Raw genomic sequence first — 17,614 nt, forward strand, 5'->3', positions numbered from 1 at the left:
GATTCCCACACATCTTGACCGTTCCGGACACCGCGCCCGGTGATCAGAGCCTTACCCGGAAAGGCTCACTGTCGTGGAGTTTGCTCCATACCTTCGACAGGAAGCGGCGGACGAATCGCCGCCAACGACTGCATTGCATCCGGACGAATCAATTTCGTTCGATGAAAGAGGTGGCCCACGTGCACAGCTCCCCACGTCGACGGCGTACCGGTGAACAGCGCGAATCCCCGCGCCGGCCCCGTGGCAGTGTCCGTAGGCGAATCCTCGCGGTGACCACGATGCTGGCGGTCTTCGGCGGTGTGGTCGCCGTGACCCAGATCTCCTCCGCTGGGACCCGGGGCGACCGGGACCGGGACCGGGACCGCGGCAGCCAGCAATCCCCCGCTCCGGACGGGTCCGCCGCGGCGCCGAGCGAGCCGCCGGCCGCCCCGACACCGGGCGGGTTGGAGACCCTCGCCAACGACTGCAGCACCAGCGACCTGCCAGCACACGACGGATTTCAGGACGGCGACCGGTGCGTCAGCACAGCCTTCGGCGAGGTCGGCGACGCTGACACCAACCCTCAGCTGATGATCGTCTCGGCACCGGACCGGGTCCGGGTCGGCCAGCCCTTCACCTTGCGGGTCAGCAGCCGCAACCTGGTCCGCGACCGGTTCCTGCCAGCCGGACAGGGCGGCTACTACCTGGAGAGTTCCGTCCTGAACGAGGACGGCCTCACTCGGGGACACTTCCACACCGCGTGCCGGATGCTGACCAGCAACCGCACCGCGCCCGAGCCCGGCCCCGCACCGGCGTTCTTCGTGGCGACAGAGGACGGGGGTGGCGGCGCCGGGGCCGATGTGGTGACCGTCCAGGTGCCGGGCCTGCCCTCGACCGGCATCGCCCAGTGCGCCTCCTGGGCGGGCGACGGGTCCCATCGGGTGCCGATGATGGTGCGCGCCAACCAGATCCCCGCCTTCGACGCGGTACGGGTGCTCGTCACCCGCTGACGGTCGCCCCCGGGGCGCTCGCGACGACGCCACTGCCACGACCCGGTACGCCGCCGGGACGACAGAGGTCGTCCCGGCGTCCGGGTGCCCGGCCAGGCCTGGCACAGTGACGGGCATGGTCACGCGGAACCAGTCGGACGGAGCCGCCGAGGCGCCCATCCGGGTGCTGCAGCCGCCGGACGGCTACCACCTGACCGGTTCCCTGCGGCCGCTGGCGATAGGACGGCACGATCCGTGTGCCCGCTGGGTCGGCGGCACCTTCTGGTGGACCGCCCGTACCCCGTCCGGCCCGGCGTCGCTGGCGCTGCGCCGCGACGGCGGCGGTCTGGTCGCCACCGGACACGGCCCGGGTGCCGCGGCGGTCCTCGACATCGCCGACGCGGTCGCCGGGCTACGCGACGAGGTCCGCGACTTTCTCCCGCTGGCCCGACGACATCCGGTGGTGGCCGCGCTCAGCCGACGTTTCGCCGGGGTCCGGCTACCCACCACCGGTCAGGTGTTCGCCCGGACGCTGCGGGCCGTCGTGGAGCAGAAGGTCACCGGAGTCGAGGCCTTCCGGGGGTACGCCGCGCTGGTCCGCCGGTTCGGCACGCCAGCGCCCGGACCGGTGCCGGATCTGTGGGTCGGCCCGGAGCCGGCGGTGATCGCCACGACGCCGTACTGGGAGTTCCATCCGCTCGGCATCGAGCAACGTCGGGCGCAGGTCCTGCGCCAGGCTGCCGCCGTCGCCGCGCGGCTGGAGGCCAGTGGCGATGCCGGCACCGCGACCCGGCGGCTGACGAGCCTGCCCGGCATCGGCCGGTGGACCGCCGCTGAGGTGGTCCGGGTGGCGTTCGGCGCGGCGGACGCGGTGAGCGTCGGCGATTTCCACCTGCCGAACACCGTGACGTGGGCGCTGGCCGGCGAGGCCCGGGGCAGCGATGACCGCATGATCGAGTTGCTGGAGCCGTTCCGTGGCCACCGGGGACGGGTCTGCATGCTGCTGGAGTTGGCGGGCGTCGCCGCGCCACGGTTCGGCCCCCGCGCACCGCTACGCTCGTTCGCCCGTTTCTGACAGCCGGCGCAGCGCCACCCCCAGCCGCCAGGCGTAGCCGCGCTGGGCCAACGCGGCGAGCGGTCCGGCCAGCCGCATGATCGGTGCCACCGGCCGGCTGAACGCCACGACGGACAGCCAGGTGTGCTCGCCGCGCCGCTCGACCAGGAACGCCTCCTCTCCACTGGCCGGATGGCCGGGCAATGTCCCGTAGGCGAATCCGGCCCGATCGGCATCGTCGACGGCCCACACCACGACGCATGGCGCCACCAGCCGCAGTGGGCCGACGCCCAGAGCGACCGAGACCTGCACGCCGGGGGCGGCATGGGGCGCGGTCGCGGTTACCCTCGCTCCGGCCGTGCGGTGCATCCGCCAGGTGAGTACCGCCCGCGCCGCCACCGGGAAACTGCCTGGCCGCAGTCGGGTGCGGTACCGCAGATGGCGGTAGCCGTGGGGTAGCACCGGTGGCGGCGCCGCTGCGCCGGCCACCCGGCGCAGCAGTTCGCCCGTGGCTCCGGCTTGAGGATAGGTAACGTCCAGCACCCCAGCATTGTGCCAATCGGCTGCTTGCTGTTCTGGCAATTCGCGGTAAGGTCTGCCGGTATGATGGCGCTCACACCGGTCCTGCCCGATGCCAAGGCAGGCTACCTGCGTTCCGGGTTGCAGCAAGTGCGCGGCTGGCTGGATGCGTCGACCGCAGTCTATCTAAGCGGCATCGAGGTCGCCCAACGCACCGAAGACATCGTCGGCGACGTGGCCGAGATCGGCATCCACCACGGCAAGTCCTTCCTCTGCCTTTCCCTTGGCCTTCCGGCAGATCAGCGGGCGGTCGCGATCGACGTGTTCGACGATCAGTCGGCGAACGTGGACAACTCGGGGCGCGGCAACCGGCCGACCTTCGAACGGAACCTGGCCGCCTACGGCGCCGGCGACAACATCGACATACTGCAGTCCTCCAGCCTGGATCTGGAGCAGGCCGGGTTCGTGACGGCGGGCCGCCGATTCCGGATCTTCTCCATCGACGGCGGGCACACGAAAGAGATCACCGAGAACGACCTGTGGATCGCGGAGCGTACGGTGGTCGAACGCGGACTGGTGGTACTTGACGACGTCCTCAATCGGCACTGGCTCGGTGTCATCAGCGGCCTGTTCGGCTATCTCGCCGACGGCGGCAGCCTCGTACCCGCCGTTCTGGTACCCAACAAGCTGATCCTGGCCACCTCGGTCGACCAGGCCAAGCAGTATCGGGACCTGTTCGCCGCCACTTTCCCCACCGCGCTGGAGAAGGCGGATGTACCACTCGCCGGCCACCTTGTCGACGTCTACGCCCAGGCGCACTGGCTGGTACGCGGCGAGAACGACGAGACCGGACCCATCACCGGTCACGAGCCGATGGCGACGATCACGGCTGCCCGGCTCACCGAACTCGAAGGGCAGCTGCGAACCGCCCGCAGCGATCTCAAGGCGGTACAGCAGCAACTGCGCGCCGCCAACCTGCCGCTGTACCGAAAGGCTGCCCGGCGGATGCCCTGGCTGGCCCGCCCGGTCCGGCCGATCTTCCGTCGGGTCCGCAAAGTGATGGGCCGGCCACGCTGAGGCGATGACGCCGAACCGTCGGACCGGGATGGTTCACTGGGTGGGTGAACCTGCCGCTCGCCCCGCCGCTGGAACCGATGTTGGCCAAGCCGGTCGCCACGATGCCCGTCGCCGCGCAGATGAGCTACGAGCCGAAATGGGACGGCTACCGGTGCGTCGTCTTTCGTGACGGCGACGAGGTGGAGTTGGCCAGCCGGGGCGGCAAGACGCTCACCAGATACTTTCCCGAGGTCATCGACCAGGTGTTGCGTCAGTTCCCGGACCGCGTCGTGGTCGACGGCGAGCTGGTGGTGATCCGGCAGGACGGCACCCGGTCACGGCTCGACTTCGACCTGCTGGGCCAGCGCATCCACCCGGCGGCGTCCCGGGTGCGGTTGCTCGCCGAGCAGACTCCCGCGTCCTTCGTCGCCTTCGATCTGCTGGCGCTCGGCGACCTGTCGCTGCTCGACGAGCCGTTCCCCACCCGCCGCGCCAAACTGGTCGACGCCCTGGCCTCGATCACCGCGCCGATGCACCTCACCCCGGTCACCACCGACCCGGAGACCGCCCGACGCTGGTTCGAGGTCTTCGAGGGCGCCGGTCTCGACGGGGTGATCGCCAAGCCCGCCGACCTGCGCTACGAGCCCGGCAAACGGTTGATGTTCAAGATCAAGCACGTCCGGACCGCCGACGTGGTGGTGGCCGGCTACCGCTGGCACAAGTCCGGGCCGGTGGTCGGCTCGCTGCTGCTGGGCCTGTACGACGACGCGGGGACACTGCACCATGTCGGCGTCAGCGCGTCGTTCACCGCCGCCCGCCGGGCCGAGCTCGTCGAGGAGTTGGCGCCGCTGGAAATCGCTGCCGCCGAGCACCCGTGGGCCGCCGGTGACCACACCGCCGGACAGCGGGTGCCAGGGGCGCCGAGCCGGTGGAGCGGCGGCAAGAACCTCGAATGGCAGCCGCTGCGACCGGACCTGGTCGCCGAGGTCGGCTACGACGCGATGGAGGGCGACCGGTTCCGGCACACCGCGCGCTTTCTGCGCTGGCGGCAGGACCGCGAGCCGCAGTCCTGCCGGTACGACCAGTTGCAACGACCGGTCCGCTTCGATGTCGAGCAGGTCCTGGCCGGCGACCCGACCGGGCAGCGTTGACCCGGCGCAGACGTCGGGCGTGCACCGCCGCGACGCTCGCAGTGGTCCTGACCGGGCTGGTCGGCTGCTCGCCAGAGCCGGCCGCCGAACGGTCGCCGGCCACCGTTGCCGACACGGTGGACTGGCTGCCCTGCCCCGAGGAGGCGCGGCAACGGTACGGCACCGTCCCTGACGACCTCAGCTACCACTGCGCCAGTATCGACGTGCCGGTGGACTGGTCCGCCGGCCCGGCCAGCCCGACCCTGTCGCTGGCGCTGGTCCGGGCCCGGTCCGCCCAGCAGCAGGACCGGATCGGTTCGCTCGTGGTCAACCCGGGTGGGCCGGGAGTCTCCGGCATCGACGCCGCCCTGCGGCTCGCGCTCGGTGAACGCTCCGGCGGCCTGCCCGACGAGGTGCTGCGCCGGTTCGACCTGGTCGGATTCGACCCGCGCGGAGTGTCCCGCTCCGGCGGCATCTTCTGCGGCGACGACGCCGACTGGGACGCCGTCTTCGGCGCCGACCCGAACCCCCGCGACGCTACGGCCTTCGCCGAGTCCGTGCGGGTCAGCCAGCGGATCGCGACGAGCTGCGCGGCCCGCCACGGCGACCAGCTGGGCGCGTACTCCACCCACCAGACCGCGCAGGACCTGGACGCGGTACGCGCGGCGGTCGGCGACGACCAGCTGACCTACCTTGGCTACTCGTACGGCAGTCTGCTGGGCGCCACCTACGCACACCTGTTCCCGGACCGGGTCCGGGCACTGGTGCTCGACGGCGCGATCGATCCCCGAGAGGACCCGGTGACCGGATCACTCGGGCAGGCCGCCGGATTCGAACGGGCCTTTGACGCGTTCGCCCGCTGGTGTGCCGACGCGCCCCGGGACTGCCCGATCCGCGCCGACCCCACCGGCCTGCTCGACGAGGTGACCGCCCAGGCCCGGCAGGCTCCGGTCAGTACCGCCGCCGGCCGCGCGGCCACCCCGGGTTGGATCTTCTACGCCGTGGTCGCCTCGCTGTACGACCAGAGCGGCTGGGCACCGCTGGCCCGGGCACTGGCCGCGCTGCACGACGGGGATCCCGATCTGGTGTTCACGCTGGCCGACGGCTACACCGGCCGAGACGCGGCCGGCGGCTACGACGGCCTGTTCGCCGCCAACCTTGCGATCAACTGTGCCGACGCCGAGGTCGACCTCAGCATCGAACAGATCCGGCAGCTGCAGCAGCAGTGGGGCCGACAGCATCCCCGGTTCGGTCCGGCGTTGGCGGTCGGGCTGCTCGCCTGCGTCGACTGGCCGGCTGCCGCCGACCCGTACCCGGTCGGCCCGGCGGCGGGCGCCCCACCGATCCTGGTGGTGGGCACCACCGGGGATCCGGCCACCCCGTACGAGCAGGCTCCCCGGCTGGCCGAGCTGTTGGGCACCGGCGTGCTGGTGACCTGGGAAGGCAACGGGCACACCGCGTACCCGCACACTGGTTGTGTGGCCGCGGCGGTTGACGCGTACCTGATCGATCTGACGGTGCCCGACGACGGCCTGCGCTGCCCGGCTTGACCGACCCTCGGCGCGGGTGCGGGCTCTACCGACGTGACTGAACCGACGGCGCGGCCCGCCCGGGTCGACGACCGGCCGACCCTGCTCGCGCTGCTCATCGACGACGACCTGGGCTGGCAGCGGGAGGCGCCGACCGGCGGGGCGGATCGGACCGTGCCGGCCGACTACCGGGACGCGTTCGACGCGATCGACGCCGACCCACGCAACGAACTCGTCGTCGCCGAGCGTGACGGCGAGGTGGTAGCCGTGATGCAGTTAAGCGACGGGAGGCGGCGCACCGGTTCTACCTGCGGCTCGGCTTCAAGGCGACACACGAGGGCATGAAACTGGTACTGACCCAGGCCGCCGACCAGGACGCCACCGGCTGACCGGGCCGGCGGGGCCGGCGGTCTACGCGTCGTCGAGCGCCAACCGGTTGCGGCCGGCTGCCTCGATCTGGTCGGCGGACACCGGCTGCCCGCCGTTGTCCTGCCAGGCGTCCATCAGGTCGGCGAGGATCATCCGGGCGCCTTCCTCGCCGTGCTCGTCTTTGAGGTCCGCGTACGACCAGCGGAAGGTGAGCACAGGGTCCTCGTCGGCCGGGCTGTCGCCGGCGACCGGCAGGTCGACGCGGCACTCGCGTTGACCAGGGCGGTACGGGGAAAGTGGGCGGGTGGCGAAGATCCGGCTCATGGGCACGGCGGAGGTCGCCGACTACCTGGGCATCTCCCGGCAGTGGGCAGACGTCATCACCGGCCGCCGAGACTTCCCGGAGCCACTGGCGGTGCTGAAGGCTGGCCGGATCTGGCTGGCCGAAGATGTCGAGGCGTACGCGGCACGGCGTCGGGAAGACCAGCAGGGCTAACAACCGGCGGCATGACATGCACCGGGTCCGACCCCCTCCAGGGAGGGACACCTTTTCCATCGTGATCCCCCTGAGGGATCAAAATCCCCCTGGGGGATCACGATGAAACAGAGTTCGGCTTCCCGCCGTCCCTCGTCGGGCCGATGACCTCCGCTACCGATCTGGTATGTGAATAGGTACCGATCCGGTAGCATCGACGGCGTGAGCACTCAGATCGCCGTACGCCTGCCGGACGACCTCGTCGAGTTCGTCGACGAGTTGGTCCGCGACGGCGGCGCCCCCAGCAGGGCCGCCGTCGTCGCCCGAGCGCTACGACGCGAGCGACGACAGACCGCCGCCGCCCGCGACGCCGCGATCCTCGCCCGCGTCGAACCCGACGCAGACCTGGACCGCCTCGCCGGGCATGCCGCCACTCTCCCGATCGACGACCTGGACTGATGCGACCAATCCACCTTGCCCAACTTGACAAGGCCCGGCCCGTTCTCATCCTGACTCGCGAAGCGGTACGCCCCTACCTCACCCGGGTCACCGTCGCGCCCATCACCAGCACCATTCGCGGCCTGTCCACCGAAGTCCCTGTCGGCCCGGCCAACGGACTCGACCACGACAGCGTGGTCAGCTGCGACAACGTCGTCACCATCCCCAAGAGCACCCTGGGTCGGCACCTCGGCTACCTGCTGCCCCATCAGGAGCCCGCCTTGGCCGAGGCCATCCTCGCCGCCTACGACCTCGACCTGCCCGAATAGGGGTACTAGCTGACATTTTCGCTGGTGGGGCGCTTGGCGCGGCTGGGTTGGACCCGCGCGGGTTCACCGGGCATCTTCGGGTGGTCCGGCGGGTACGGCAGATCCCCGGTGCCGTCGCGCTCGTCCCGGTCCGCCCACTCCAGCAGCGGGGTGATGTCCCACGGGGTGTCGTCGATCCCGGCGTGCGGGTCGCCCAGCTTCGCCAGCCGTGGTGGCACCGTCCGCAGGTCGAAGTCGTCCGGCTCCACCTGGGTCAGCTCGTCCCAGGTGACCGGGGTGGAGACGGTGGCGCGGGCGTTGGCCCGCAACGAGTACGCGCAGGCGATGGTGCGGTCGCGGGCCATCTGGTTGTAGTCGACGAAGACCTTCTCGCCGCGTTCCTCCTTCCACCACGCGGTGGTGACCAGGTCGGGGCGGCGCCGCTGCACCTCGCGGGCGAACGCGATGACCGCCCGGCGTACGTCGGTGAACACCCAGCGGGGCGCGATCCGCAGGTAGACGTGCACGCCTCGGCCGCCGGAGGTCTTCGGGTAGCCGGTAGCGCCGAGTTCGTCGAGGATGGCGCGTACCTCGCCGGCCGCCTCGACCGCGTCGGCGAAGTCGGTACCCGGTTGCGGGTCCAGGTCGATCCGCAGCTCGTCCGGCCGGTCGACGTCGCGCGAGCGCACCGGCCACGGGTGGAACACCACGGTACCCATCTGCGCTGCCCAGGCGACGTGGGCGAGATCGGTCGGGCACAGTTCGTCGGCGGTCCGCCCGCTGGGAAACTTGATCTCGGCGGTACCCAGCCACGCCGGGACGCCGCGGGCCGGCACCCGTTTCTGGAAGAACATCTCCCCGTCGATACCGTCCGGGAAGCGCTGCAGCGTGGTGGGCCGGTCGCGCAGGGCCCGCATGATGCCGTCGCCGACCGCGAGGTAGTAGTCGAAGATGTCCCGCTTGGTGTAGCCCGGGCCGGGGAAGCAGACCCGGTCCGGGCTGCTGAGCCGGACCTGGTGGCCGGCCACTTCGACGGTGGTCACGGACCTGGAACTGCGACTCTCGCCAGCCATAGGCCGACCTTAGGCCCTGCGCGCCCGGTTCGGGGGGCGGCGCGACCGGTCCGCCGTACCGTAGAGGTCATGACCGACGAGAAGGCTTCCCTGCCGAGCACCGAGCAGGAATGGCGGATGCGGCTGGATCCCGAGCAGTTCCGGGTGTTGCGCGAGGCCGGCACCGAGCGGCCGTGGACCGGCGAGTACGTCGACACCACCACGGTCGGCACCTACCACTGCCGGGCCTGCGACGCGCCGCTGTTCACCAGCGACACGAAGTTCGACTCGCACTGCGGCTGGCCGAGCTTCGACGAGGCGCTGCCCGGCTCGGTGCGGTACATCCAGGACCGGTCGCACGGCATGGTCCGCACCGAGATCCGGTGTGCCACCTGCGATTCGCATCTCGGGCACCGGTTCGACGGTGAGCGGTACACGCCGAAAAACGCCCGGTACTGCATGAACTCGGTGGCGCTGCGGCTGGAACCGGCCTGAGATGGTGCGGTAATCAGCGGCATTTTGCCGATTTTGCCGGTCTACCGACCGACGATGGCGCACCCTGCGAAGAGGCCGACGTTGGGAGAGACGCCATGGCGACCTGTGAGGTCTGCGGAAACGAATACTGGCTCACGTTCGACATCCGGACGGTGAGCGGGGAAACCTACACCTTCGACTCGTTCGAGTGCGCCATCCAGCTGCTCGCCCCGATCTGCGAACACTGCCAGTGCAAGATCGTCGGGCACGGGGTGGAGGTGTCCGGGCGGTTCTTCTGCTGTGCCCACTGTGCCCGTACGGTGGAACGCGAAGCTGGCGCACTGGTACGCGACGCGGTCGGCAGCCGACCCGGCTGACCCGCGTATCATCCCTCGGCGTGTCCGCCGAACCTGCCCTGACCTCGCACATCGCGCGTACCGTCGAGCTGGATCCGCTGACCCTCTACCAACTGCTGAAACTACGGGTGGACGTCTTCGTGGTGGAGCAGGAGTGCGCGTACCCGGATCTGGACGGCCGCGACGTCGAGCCCGGCACCCTTCAGCTGTGGCTGTCCCGGGCCGACGCGGTGATCGCCTGCCTGCGCCTGTTGACCGATCCCGGCGACCCGGCGGGCGGTGGACCGGTCCGACGGATCGGCCGGGTGGCGGTGGCCGCCGGCGAACGGGGTCAGGGACACGCCGGACGGCTGGTCGACGCCGCTCTCGCCATCGCCGGTGACCAGCTGTGTGTCCTGGACGCGCAGGCCCACCTGACCGCCCTCTACGCCCGGCACGGGTTCGCCGTGGCCGGTCCGGAGTACCTCGAGGACGGGATCGCGCACGTGCCGATGCGCCGCCCGGCGAGCGGCGCCGCGAACGACGAGTGACCGGCAGCCGGGTGGACGATCCCGTCCACCACAGCCGCCGGCCCGCTCGTCAGGCAGCTGACCGAGGTCAGTGCTGACGTTCACCCGAGTTGCGCCAGGCGCTACCGGCCTTGGCCAACCCGCGGCTGATCACGTAACCGATCGTCAGCAGGGCCACGTACCACCAGGCGGTGCTCGCCGGGAAGGGGTCCCCGACGCCGGCGGTGCCCTGCACGCCGTCGATGTTCGTGTTGATCACCTGCGAAGCCAGCAGCACACCGGCCACGGCGATCAGGTAGACGTAGAACTCCGTGCTCCGGAAAGCCGACTTGGTCTCGGTCCCCGGGGTCGTCGCCGGTCGCATCCCGGCGTTCATGTCGCCCATCTGCGCCATGGTGGACTGACGGTCCATCCTCGGCCGTTCCATGGCGGTGTTGCGGGTCGGAGCCTGCGTACTCATCACGCCCTCCTCCGGATCAGATGAGTGTTTCTCCGGTCCGATCGGTGCGGCCGGTTGGCCGACCAACCTCGGGGGGCAACTCCGGGATACCCGCGCCGCCCGCCGCTAACCAATCCTCGGCGGCCGCGATACCGGACAGTTCCCCGACTTGGCCCGCAAACGGGACCATCCAGTGATCACGGGAGATTGTCGATCAGATCGGCCACCGACCGGCGGCGGCCGGTGAAGAACGGTACCTCCTCGCGGACGTGGCGGCGGGCCCCGGACGCGCGCAGGTCCCGCATCAGGTCGACGATCCGGTGCAGCTCGTCGGCTTCGAAGGCGAGCATCCACTCGTAGTCGCCGAGCGCGAACGACGCCACCGTGTTCGCCCGCACGTCCGGGTACGGCCGGGCCATCTTCCCGTGCTCGGCGAGCAACGCCCGGCGTTCCTCGTCGGGCAGCAGGTACCACTCGTAGGACCGGACGAACGGATAGACGCAGATGTACGCCCGCGCCTCCTCCCCGGCGAGGAAGGCCGGCACATGGCTCTTGTTGAACTCGGCCGGCCGGTGCAGCGCCAGCTGGGACCAGACCGGCGCGAGGTGCCGGCCGAGCGCGGTGCGCCGCAGCCGCCCGTAGGCGTCCTGCAGGTCGTCGCTGTCGGCGGCGTGCCACCAGATCATGATGTCGGCGTCGGCCCGCAGCCCCGCGACGTCGTAGCTGCCCCGGACGGTCACCCCCTTGGCTGCCAGTTCACCGAAGAGCGACTCGACCTCGCCGACCAGCCCGTCGCGCAGCGCCGGCAGCCGCTCGGCCACCCGGAACACCGACCACATCGTGTACTGGATCGTCTCGTTCAGCTCCCGCAACCGGGCCGCGTTGCTCTGCTGCTCGCCACTCATCTGCGTACCTTCTCCAGACTGGTCAGGATCTCTTCGGCGGCGCTTTCCCCGGACCGTACACACACCGGGATGCCAATTCCGTCGTACGCGGCGCCGGCCAGTGCCACTCGCAGCCGGGCCGACCGCAGCGATCCCCGCGCCGCGGCCACCCGGTCGAGGTGTCCCGGCGGATACTGCGGCAGCGAGCCACCCCACCGCTGCACATGGGTCTGCACGGCGGCCGGTAGCCGGACACCGGTGAGCCGGGTCAGCTCGGCGTGCACCGTGGCGACCAACTCGTCGTCGTCGCGCTGCAGTAGCTGCTCGTCGCCATAGCGCCCAAGGGAGGCCCGGACCACCGCAAGCCCGTCCGCCCGGCGCAGCTGGCCCCATTTGGTGCTGAAGAACGTGGCGGCCTTGGTCATGGTCCCTTCGACCGCCGGCACCAGGAAACCGGAGGTCTCCGGCAGCTCCGAGGTGGCCAGGGCCATGGTGACCAGCGCGATGCTCGCGTAGTCGAGCGCCCCGACCCGCACCGCCGCGGCCGCGTCCACCGGGGCGAGCAGCCGGGCCGCCGGCCGGGCCGGCACCGCCAGCACCACCGCGTCGGCATCCACCCGCTCGGCCCCGCGGGTCGGCCCCACCACCAGCCGCCAACCGGCCGCTGACGCCGCCAACTCCCGTACCACCGCCCCGGTGCGCAACCGCACCTCGACCCCGCCGTCGGCGGTCGACAATGCTGCCCGGATCGCCGCCACCAACTGGCTGAGACCGCCGTCGACGCTGCCGAAGACCGGCGCGCCGGCCGCCGCCGGCCGCGCCGCCAGCGCGGCCCGCACCGCGTCGCGCAGGGTGTGCCGGGTCCGGGCTGTGGCGGCCAGCCCCGGGATGGTGGTGGCCAGCGACAACGTGTCCGCCCGACCCGCGTACACCCCGCCGAGCATCGGATCGACGAGCCGGTCGACGACCTCTTCGCCGAGCCGGCGGCGGACCAGTTCGCCCACGGCGACATCCTCGTCGGGTCCCAGCAGCGGCGTACCGTCGTCGGGGTCGCGCTCGGGGGCGGCCCGGGCCACCGGGGCGACCGCGGCGAGGTCACCCGGGACGCCGATCAGCGTGCCGCCTGGCAGCGGCACCAGCCGGCCGTCGCGGGCCAGCGACGCCTGACCGACCGCCGGATGCACCAGCCGGTCGGCGAGGCCGACGCGGCGGGCCAACGCGACCGCGGCGGAGTCTCCGCCGGCGGGATCGCGCATCAGGAACGCCTCGGCGCCGCGCTCCACCGGGCGACCGGCGAACTGCCCGGTACGCAGTTTTCCGCCCAGCTCGCTGGACTGCTCGAACACGGTGATCCGGGTGCCGGCCGGTGCCCGATCGCGGAGCCGCACCGCTGCGGCAAGTCCGGCGATCCCGCCGCCCACCACGGCTATCCGCCACGGTTGCTGCATACCGTCACCTTGCCACCTGCCGCGCCCACACCATCCACCGCCCCGGCGCGGGGCGATCTTCATCCTCGCGATGGCGTGCCGCTCACCGCACCGACGTCGTGTGCACCAACTCGACCACCCGGGTCAGCACGTCGGGGTCGGTCTCCGGGAGGACCCCGTGGCCGAGGTTGAACACGTGACCCGGCGCGGCCAGCCCTTCGGCCAGTACCCGGCGGACCTCCACCTCGATCACCGGCCAGGGCGCCAGCAGCAGGCACGGGTCGAGGTTGCCCTGCACCGCCCGCTGCGGACCGATCCGCACGGTCGCGGCGTCCAGCGGGGTACGCCAGTCCACGCCGACCACGTCGGCACCGGCCTCGCCCATCGCGCCGAGCAGCTCGGCGGTGCCGACTCCGAAGTGGATTCGGGGCACCCCGGCGTCGGCCAGTTGGTGCAGCACCGCCGCCGAGTGCGGCATCACGTACCGACGGTAGTCCGCCTCGGACAGGGTGCCGGCCCACGAGTCGAAGAGCTGGACCGCCGACACGCCGGCGGCGATCTGTACTCGAAGGAACTCCAGGGTGATCTCGGCGAGTCGGGCACACAACGCGTGCCAGGTGTCGGGTTCGCCGTACATCAGGGCTTTGGTCCGCCCGTGGGTACGCGACGGCCCGCCCTCGACGAGGTAGCTGGCCAGGGTGAACGGCGCACCGGCGAACCCGATCAGCGGGGTGTGACCGAGCTGTGGGACGAGCAGCCGCACCGCCTCGTCGACGAAGTCGACGTCGTCCGGGGTGATCCGGCGCAGCCGTCCGACGTCGGCGGCGCTGCGGATCGGATCGGCGATCACCGGGCCGGTGCCGGCCACGATGTCCAGCTCGACACCGGCTGCGGCGACCGGCACCACGATGTCGCTGAACAGGATGGCCGCGTCCACCCCGTGCCGGCGTACCGGCTGCATGGTGATCTCGGCGACCAGATTCGGCTGCCGGCAGGACTCCAGCATGCCGATCCCGCTGCGCAGGTCGCGGTACTCCGGTAGCGAACGCCCGGCCTGGCGCATGAACCACACCGGGGTGTGCGGCACCGGCTCGCGGCGGCAGGCCCGAACGAAGGCCGAGTCGTTCATCGTCGCGGATGCTCCGTCGTGGGCAGCGTTGCCCGGCGTCGTGGTGGTCACCGGCGTCATGGTGCCATGGCTACCTCCGCACTCAGCAGCCGTGCCCCGATCCCGGGTGTCGCAGCGCCGGCCCGGCGTGCCGGTCCCCCATCGGCCCCGGCGGCGGCCTAGGCTGCGTTCATGGCCCCCCGTACCGCGTTGCCCGAGGCGTTCCACCGCGCCGTCGCCGGACTACGCGCGGTCGCCCCACGGGAGGAGATCCAGATCGAGGAGGTCGGCGCGCCGCAGCGGCTCGCGCCGTACGCGTTCGCGCTGAGCGCCACCGTCCTGCGTGCCTCGGACGAGGTGGCCACCGGGCGGCTGGTCCTGTTGCACGATCCGGCCGGGCACGACGCCTGGCAGGGCACGCTGCGGCTGGTGACCTATGTCACCGCCGATCTGGAGGTCGACCTGGTCGCCGATCCGCTGCTCCCCGGCGTCGGCTGGACCTGGCTGACCGACGCGTTGCAGACACACGGCGCGACCTGCACCGCGATCGGCGGCACCGTCACTCAGACCTGCTCCACCCGCTTCGGCGAGCTCGCCGGTCCGCCGGCCGGCGGGGACATCGAGATCCGGGCGTCGTGGACCCCGTTGACCACCGGGCTCAGTGCCCATCTGCTCGCCTGGTGCGACCTGCTGGCTTCGGCTGCCGGGCTACCGCCGCCCGGCGTGACGGCACTGCCTGCCCGTTGGCCGCCCGCAGCCAACTGAGCAATCCTGGCAGCTGAGCAAGCGCCGGCACCGTCAACAGATGTCGAACGCCGCACAGGCGACCTGCATCGGCACCGCCAGGCCGATTCCCTCGGCGTCACGTGCCTTGGCTGTGGCGATCCCGACCACCTGCGTACTGCTGTTGATCACCGGCCCGCCGGAGTTTCCTGCGTTGATCGGGGCGTCGAACTGCAGCACCGGCCCAGACCCGTCGTCGGCTTCCCGCAGCGCGCTGACCACCCCTATGGTGACGGTGTCCACCAGCCCGAGCGGCGCGCCGACGACCACGATCTGCTGGCCGGCTTTCACTCCGTCGTTCGCCGCCATCAGACCGGCGTACGACTCGCTGGTGCGCAGCAGGGCCACATCGCTGTCGGCGTCCACCGCCGCGATGCTCGCCTCCACCCGCTCGCCGTCGCGTTCGAGGAAGACCCGACGGCTGCCGGCCAGGTAACCCGCCTCGATGACGTGGTAGTTGGTCAGCAGGTCGGTGCCGCCGGCATCCGGCTCGCCCACCGCGAAGGCGGTGCCGGTGAAGCGTCCGGCGCTGACCCGAAACACGCTCGGCAGCGCGGCGGCGGCGATGGACTCCGGGTCGAAGGCGGCGCCGACCTGGCGCTCCAGGTCGGCGGTGCGCGATTCGACCAGGTCGAACCGGTCGGCATCGGCACCCTGCGCCTGCGCCAGCCGCTGGTCGGCCTCGCTCAGCCGATCGGTCAGCTGGTTGATCTGGTACGTCTGGAATCCGGCCAGCACGGCCAGCCCGGCCACGAGTAGCAGCGCGGTCACCCTCAGCCAGCCGCGCTGAGGCTGCGGCACCACCCGGCGCAGTTGGTCCGGCGGTGGAGCCCACGGACCGGAACGTTCCGTCGCGGGCCGCGTCGGCGGACCGGCGGCGGACTTCGACGAGAACGCCTCGGCCGCGGCGGGCGTTGCGGGCACCGTCGGCTCTGGCGCTGATCCGTACGCCGCCGGTCCGGCTGACTCGTCGGCTGGTGTCGAGGAGTCCGGGACAGTCGGCGTGAAGCTCTGCGTATCCGGCGCTGTCGAGGCCCATGGCGGCACGGGAGCCGTTCGGGACGGCAACAGGGGTGCTGTGAGGTCCAGCGCGGCGTGCCGCGGCCCGGCTGGATCCATGACAGGATCGGATCGCTGATCGTTTCCACTGGTCATGTGGCAGCCTCTCCTCCGCTGCGGCAGCCCGGCCCACCCCTGCCGCGCAAGCGGCGACAAGAACGGTACCGGGTGATACCACCTTTGTCGTGCCGGCAACAGCGAAAACGCGAATGTGGCCCGGTTCTTGCCCACTGTATGCCTGTTTCGTGCTATTGATAACTTTGTCGGCCCGGACCGCCGACGCGCCGGTCGTACCTGGCGGCGTCTCCGGCAGCCCGGGCACTAGGGTTGTCAGGTGACCGACGAATCCCCCCTGCGCCGTCGGACCGCGCAACGCCCAGCAGGGAGCGAGCCGCACCACAACCCGCTGGCGTCCGCGCCGGCGTCCGATGTCGTGGGGCCCTCCCCTTCGCCCGGCGGGCCCGTTCCGCTGACCGCCCCCCGCGACGGCACCCCCGAACCGGTGGCCGACGTCGACGCTCTCGCCGAGGTGGTGGCCCGGTTCGCCGCCGGCACCGGGCCGGTCGCCGTCGACGCCGAACGAGCTTCCGGATATCGCTACAGCCAGCGCGCGTATCTGGTCCAGCTACGCCGATCCGGGGCCGGAACCACGCTGATCGACCCGCTGCCGCTGCCGGATCTGAGCACGCTCGACACAGCGCTCGCCGACACCGAATGGGTGTTGCACGCGGCCAGCCAGGATCTACCCTGCCTGGCGGACCTCGGTCTGCGTCCACGCCGGCTGTTCGACACCGAGCTGGCGGCCCGGCTGGCCGGCTTCGAACGCGTCGGGCTGGCCGCGCTCACCGAGTCGCTACTCGGATTCTCGCTGGAGAAGCATCATTCCGCCGCCGACTGGTCGACCCGCCCGCTGCCGGACTCGTGGCTCACCTATGCCGCGTTGGACGTGGAGATGCTGGTCGACCTGCGGGACGTGCTCGCGGTGGAGCTGGAGCGCCAAGGCAAGCAGCAGTGGGCGGCGGAGGAGTTCGCCGCCCTCGTCAACTGGGGCAGTCAGCCACCGCGGGCGCGCCCTGAGCCCTGGCGGCGGACCTCCGGCATCCACCGGGTACGGGGGGCGCGGGCACAGGCCCGGGTTCGAGCGATCTGGTACGCCCGGGACGAGGTCGCGGCCCGGCGGGATTCGGCACCCGGCCGGGTACTGCCGGACTCGGCGATCGTCGCGGCCGCCGAGCTGGATCCCCGCGACGAGCGGGCGCTGCTGGCGTTACCGGGGTTCAGCGGCCGGTCCGTGCGCAGGCTGGCCCGGATCTGGCTGGACGCGTTGGCTGCCGCCCGGGCCCTGCCCGACGGCGAGTTGCCGGTGGCGCCGACGGTCGACGGCCCGCCGCCGCCGCACCGGTGGGCAGAGCGCGATCCGGCCGCGGCGGCCCGGCTGGCCCGCTGCCGGGAGGTCGTCATCCGCACCGCAGCGGCGGAAGTGCTGCCACCGGAGAATCTGATCGCCCCGGATTCGATCCGCCGGTTGGCCTGGGCTCCGCCGGACGAGTTGACCGAGGAGTCGGTGGCGGCGATCTTGCGCGGCTTCGGTGCCCGCGCCTGGCAGGTGTCGTTGATCATCGCCGAGCTGACCGACGCGCTGGCGGGTCCACCGGACTGACCACCGGCCCGCAGGGC

22 protein-coding genes are annotated in these 17,614 nt (G+C 71.6%); 14 read left to right on the top strand and 8 right to left on the bottom strand.

Annotated features, from left to right (window positions below; all coding sequences use genetic code 11):
* The first annotated feature begins 161 nt into the window (after positions 1–161).
* Both ACFHVL_RS21680 and ACFHVL_RS21685 read left to right on the top strand, forming a co-directional pair.
* On the top strand, positions 162–989 hold the full coding sequence (locus ACFHVL_RS21680; protein ID WP_416630212.1) for a hypothetical protein: 828 nt from the start codon (positions 162–164) through the stop codon (positions 987–989).
* A 115-nt stretch (positions 990–1,104) separates the two neighbouring features.
* A complete protein-coding gene (locus ACFHVL_RS21685; protein ID WP_416630213.1) occupies positions 1,105–2,043 on the top strand; it encodes a DNA-3-methyladenine glycosylase family protein in 939 nt (312 codons plus the stop codon).
* Here ACFHVL_RS21685 and ACFHVL_RS21690 read toward each other — a convergent pair.
* On the bottom strand, positions 2,020–2,565 hold the full coding sequence (locus tag ACFHVL_RS21690) for a DUF1990 family protein (RefSeq protein ID WP_416630214.1): 546 nt from the start codon (positions 2,563–2,565) through the stop codon (positions 2,020–2,022). The genes ACFHVL_RS21685 and ACFHVL_RS21690 overlap by 24 nt on opposite strands.
* 60 nt (positions 2,566–2,625) lie before the next feature.
* On the opposite strand from ACFHVL_RS21690, the gene ACFHVL_RS21695 reads away from it, so the two are divergent.
* The 4 genes from ACFHVL_RS21695 to ACFHVL_RS21710 are packed head-to-tail and all read left to right on the top strand — an operon-like array spanning position 2,626 to position 6,601.
* Positions 2,626–3,618 carry a class I SAM-dependent methyltransferase gene (locus ACFHVL_RS21695; protein WP_416630216.1) on the top strand — a complete coding sequence of 331 codons (993 nt, stop codon included), beginning with the start codon at positions 2,626–2,628 and terminating at the stop codon, positions 3,616–3,618.
* A 44-nt stretch (positions 3,619–3,662) separates the two neighbouring features.
* Entirely contained in the window at positions 3,663–4,748 is a 1,086-nt protein-coding gene (locus ACFHVL_RS21700; RefSeq protein ID WP_416630217.1) for an ATP-dependent DNA ligase, read from the top strand.
* The gene (locus tag ACFHVL_RS21705; RefSeq protein WP_416630218.1) at positions 4,745–6,277 is read left to right on the top strand and encodes an alpha/beta hydrolase; all 1,533 of its coding nucleotides are present in this window, start codon (positions 4,745–4,747) and stop codon (positions 6,275–6,277) included. The genes ACFHVL_RS21700 and ACFHVL_RS21705 overlap by 4 nt, the downstream gene beginning before the upstream one ends.
* A 33-nt stretch (positions 6,278–6,310) precedes the next feature.
* On the top strand, positions 6,311–6,601 hold the full coding sequence (locus ACFHVL_RS21710) for a hypothetical protein (RefSeq protein ID WP_416630219.1): 291 nt from the start codon (positions 6,311–6,313) through the stop codon (positions 6,599–6,601).
* A gap of 66 nt (positions 6,602–6,667) precedes the next feature.
* Here the strand turns inward: ACFHVL_RS21710 and ACFHVL_RS21715 are convergent, their stop codons facing one another.
* Entirely contained in the window at positions 6,668–6,949 is a 282-nt protein-coding gene (locus tag ACFHVL_RS21715; protein WP_416630221.1) for a hypothetical protein, read from the bottom strand.
* Here ACFHVL_RS21715 and ACFHVL_RS21720 point away from each other — a divergent pair.
* The 3 genes from ACFHVL_RS21720 to ACFHVL_RS21730 all read left to right on the top strand — a co-directional run bounded on the left by ACFHVL_RS21720 (position 6,948) and on the right by ACFHVL_RS21730 (position 7,867).
* Positions 6,948–7,121 (top strand): hypothetical protein, encoded by a 174-nt coding sequence (locus tag ACFHVL_RS21720; protein ID WP_416630223.1) that lies wholly within the window; start codon positions 6,948–6,950, stop codon positions 7,119–7,121. The genes ACFHVL_RS21715 and ACFHVL_RS21720 overlap by 2 nt on opposite strands.
* A gap of 201 nt (positions 7,122–7,322) precedes the next feature.
* A complete protein-coding gene (locus ACFHVL_RS21725; RefSeq protein WP_416630224.1) occupies positions 7,323–7,559 on the top strand; it encodes a ribbon-helix-helix domain-containing protein in 237 nt (78 codons plus the stop codon).
* Complete coding sequence (locus tag ACFHVL_RS21730) at positions 7,559–7,867, top strand: type II toxin-antitoxin system PemK/MazF family toxin (protein ID WP_416630226.1); 309 nt, start codon at positions 7,559–7,561, stop codon at positions 7,865–7,867. The genes ACFHVL_RS21725 and ACFHVL_RS21730 overlap by 1 nt, the downstream gene beginning before the upstream one ends.
* Before the next feature lie 5 nt (positions 7,868–7,872).
* Here the strand turns inward: ACFHVL_RS21730 and ligD are convergent, their stop codons facing one another.
* A complete protein-coding gene (gene ligD / locus ACFHVL_RS21735) occupies positions 7,873–8,919 on the bottom strand; it encodes a non-homologous end-joining DNA ligase (RefSeq protein ID WP_416630228.1) in 1,047 nt (348 codons plus the stop codon).
* 69 nt (positions 8,920–8,988) lie between these two features.
* Here ligD and msrB point away from each other — a divergent pair, with 69 nt between their 5' ends.
* The 3 genes from msrB (at position 8,989) to ACFHVL_RS21750 (ending at position 10,258) form a co-directional block, all read left to right on the top strand.
* Positions 8,989–9,393 carry a peptide-methionine (R)-S-oxide reductase MsrB gene (gene msrB / locus ACFHVL_RS21740; RefSeq protein WP_416630230.1) on the top strand — a complete coding sequence of 135 codons (405 nt, stop codon included), beginning with the start codon at positions 8,989–8,991 and terminating at the stop codon, positions 9,391–9,393.
* Positions 9,394–9,488: 95 nt separating this feature from the next.
* Positions 9,489–9,749, top strand: a complete 261-nt coding sequence (locus ACFHVL_RS21745) for a Prokaryotic metallothionein (protein WP_326554586.1) — start codon at positions 9,489–9,491, stop codon at positions 9,747–9,749.
* Positions 9,750–9,769: 20 nt separating this feature from the next.
* Positions 9,770–10,258 (top strand): GNAT family N-acetyltransferase, encoded by a 489-nt coding sequence (locus ACFHVL_RS21750; RefSeq protein ID WP_416630232.1) that lies wholly within the window; start codon positions 9,770–9,772, stop codon positions 10,256–10,258.
* Between the two features lie 67 nt (positions 10,259–10,325).
* Here the strand turns inward: ACFHVL_RS21750 and ACFHVL_RS21755 are convergent, their stop codons facing one another.
* The 4 genes from ACFHVL_RS21755 to hemE form a co-directional block, all read right to left on the bottom strand.
* Complete coding sequence (locus tag ACFHVL_RS21755; RefSeq protein WP_416630234.1) at positions 10,326–10,697, bottom strand: hypothetical protein; 372 nt, start codon at positions 10,695–10,697, stop codon at positions 10,326–10,328.
* Between the two features lie 176 nt (positions 10,698–10,873).
* Complete coding sequence (hemQ, locus tag ACFHVL_RS21760; RefSeq protein ID WP_416630235.1) at positions 10,874–11,581, bottom strand: hydrogen peroxide-dependent heme synthase; 708 nt, start codon at positions 11,579–11,581, stop codon at positions 10,874–10,876.
* Positions 11,578–13,008, bottom strand: coding sequence for a protoporphyrinogen oxidase (gene hemG, locus ACFHVL_RS21765; RefSeq protein WP_416630237.1), 1,431 nt, complete (start codon positions 13,006–13,008; stop codon positions 11,578–11,580). Before hemG ends, hemQ begins: the two co-directional genes overlap by 4 nt.
* Before the next feature lie 82 nt (positions 13,009–13,090).
* The gene (hemE, locus tag ACFHVL_RS21770) at positions 13,091–14,167 is read right to left on the bottom strand and encodes a uroporphyrinogen decarboxylase (RefSeq protein WP_416630238.1); all 1,077 of its coding nucleotides are present in this window, start codon (positions 14,165–14,167) and stop codon (positions 13,091–13,093) included.
* 120 nt (positions 14,168–14,287) lie between these two features.
* Between hemE and ACFHVL_RS21775 the strand changes: the two genes are divergently transcribed.
* Positions 14,288–14,860, top strand: a complete 573-nt coding sequence (locus tag ACFHVL_RS21775; protein ID WP_416630240.1) for a DUF3000 domain-containing protein — start codon at positions 14,288–14,290, stop codon at positions 14,858–14,860.
* Positions 14,861–14,893: 33 nt separating this feature from the next.
* Here the strand turns inward: ACFHVL_RS21775 and ACFHVL_RS21780 are convergent, their stop codons facing one another.
* Positions 14,894–15,802, bottom strand: a complete 909-nt coding sequence (locus ACFHVL_RS21780; RefSeq protein WP_416630241.1) for a S1C family serine protease — start codon at positions 15,800–15,802, stop codon at positions 14,894–14,896.
* 541 nt (positions 15,803–16,343) lie between these two features.
* On the opposite strand from ACFHVL_RS21780, the gene ACFHVL_RS21785 reads away from it, so the two are divergent.
* Positions 16,344–17,597 carry an HRDC domain-containing protein gene (locus tag ACFHVL_RS21785; protein WP_416630305.1) on the top strand — a complete coding sequence of 418 codons (1,254 nt, stop codon included), beginning with the start codon at positions 16,344–16,346 and terminating at the stop codon, positions 17,595–17,597.
* Positions 17,598–17,614 lie beyond the last annotated feature (17 nt).

Origin of the sequence: Micromonospora sp. LOL_023 (assembly GCF_048060115.1) — a bacterium.
Lineage (GTDB): Bacteria > Actinomycetota > Actinomycetes > Mycobacteriales > Micromonosporaceae > Micromonospora_E.

Coding starts and splice junctions, on each gene's coding strand:
- ACFHVL_RS21680 (WP_416630212.1), top strand. CDS start 162: ATGAAAGAGGTGGCCCACGTGCACAGCTCCCCACGTCGACGGCGTACC.
- ACFHVL_RS21685 (WP_416630213.1), top strand. CDS start 1,105: ATGGTCACGCGGAACCAGTCGGACGGAGCCGCCGAGGCGCCCATCCGG.
- ACFHVL_RS21695 (WP_416630216.1), top strand. CDS start 2,626: ATGATGGCGCTCACACCGGTCCTGCCCGATGCCAAGGCAGGCTACCTG.
- ACFHVL_RS21720 (WP_416630223.1), top strand. CDS start 6,948: ATGGGCACGGCGGAGGTCGCCGACTACCTGGGCATCTCCCGGCAGTGG.
- ACFHVL_RS21715 (WP_416630221.1), bottom strand. CDS start 6,949: ATGAGCCGGATCTTCGCCACCCGCCCACTTTCCCCGTACCGCCCTGGT.
- ACFHVL_RS21730 (WP_416630226.1), top strand. CDS start 7,559: ATGCGACCAATCCACCTTGCCCAACTTGACAAGGCCCGGCCCGTTCTC.
- ligD (WP_416630228.1), bottom strand. CDS start 8,919: ATGGCTGGCGAGAGTCGCAGTTCCAGGTCCGTGACCACCGTCGAAGTG.
- msrB (WP_416630230.1), top strand. CDS start 8,989: ATGACCGACGAGAAGGCTTCCCTGCCGAGCACCGAGCAGGAATGGCGG.
- ACFHVL_RS21745 (WP_326554586.1), top strand. CDS start 9,489: ATGGCGACCTGTGAGGTCTGCGGAAACGAATACTGGCTCACGTTCGAC.
- ACFHVL_RS21755 (WP_416630234.1), bottom strand. CDS start 10,697: ATGAGTACGCAGGCTCCGACCCGCAACACCGCCATGGAACGGCCGAGG.
- hemQ (WP_416630235.1), bottom strand. CDS start 11,581: ATGAGTGGCGAGCAGCAGAGCAACGCGGCCCGGTTGCGGGAGCTGAAC.
- hemG (WP_416630237.1), bottom strand. CDS start 13,008: ATGCAGCAACCGTGGCGGATAGCCGTGGTGGGCGGCGGGATCGCCGGA.
- ACFHVL_RS21775 (WP_416630240.1), top strand. CDS start 14,288: ATGGCCCCCCGTACCGCGTTGCCCGAGGCGTTCCACCGCGCCGTCGCC.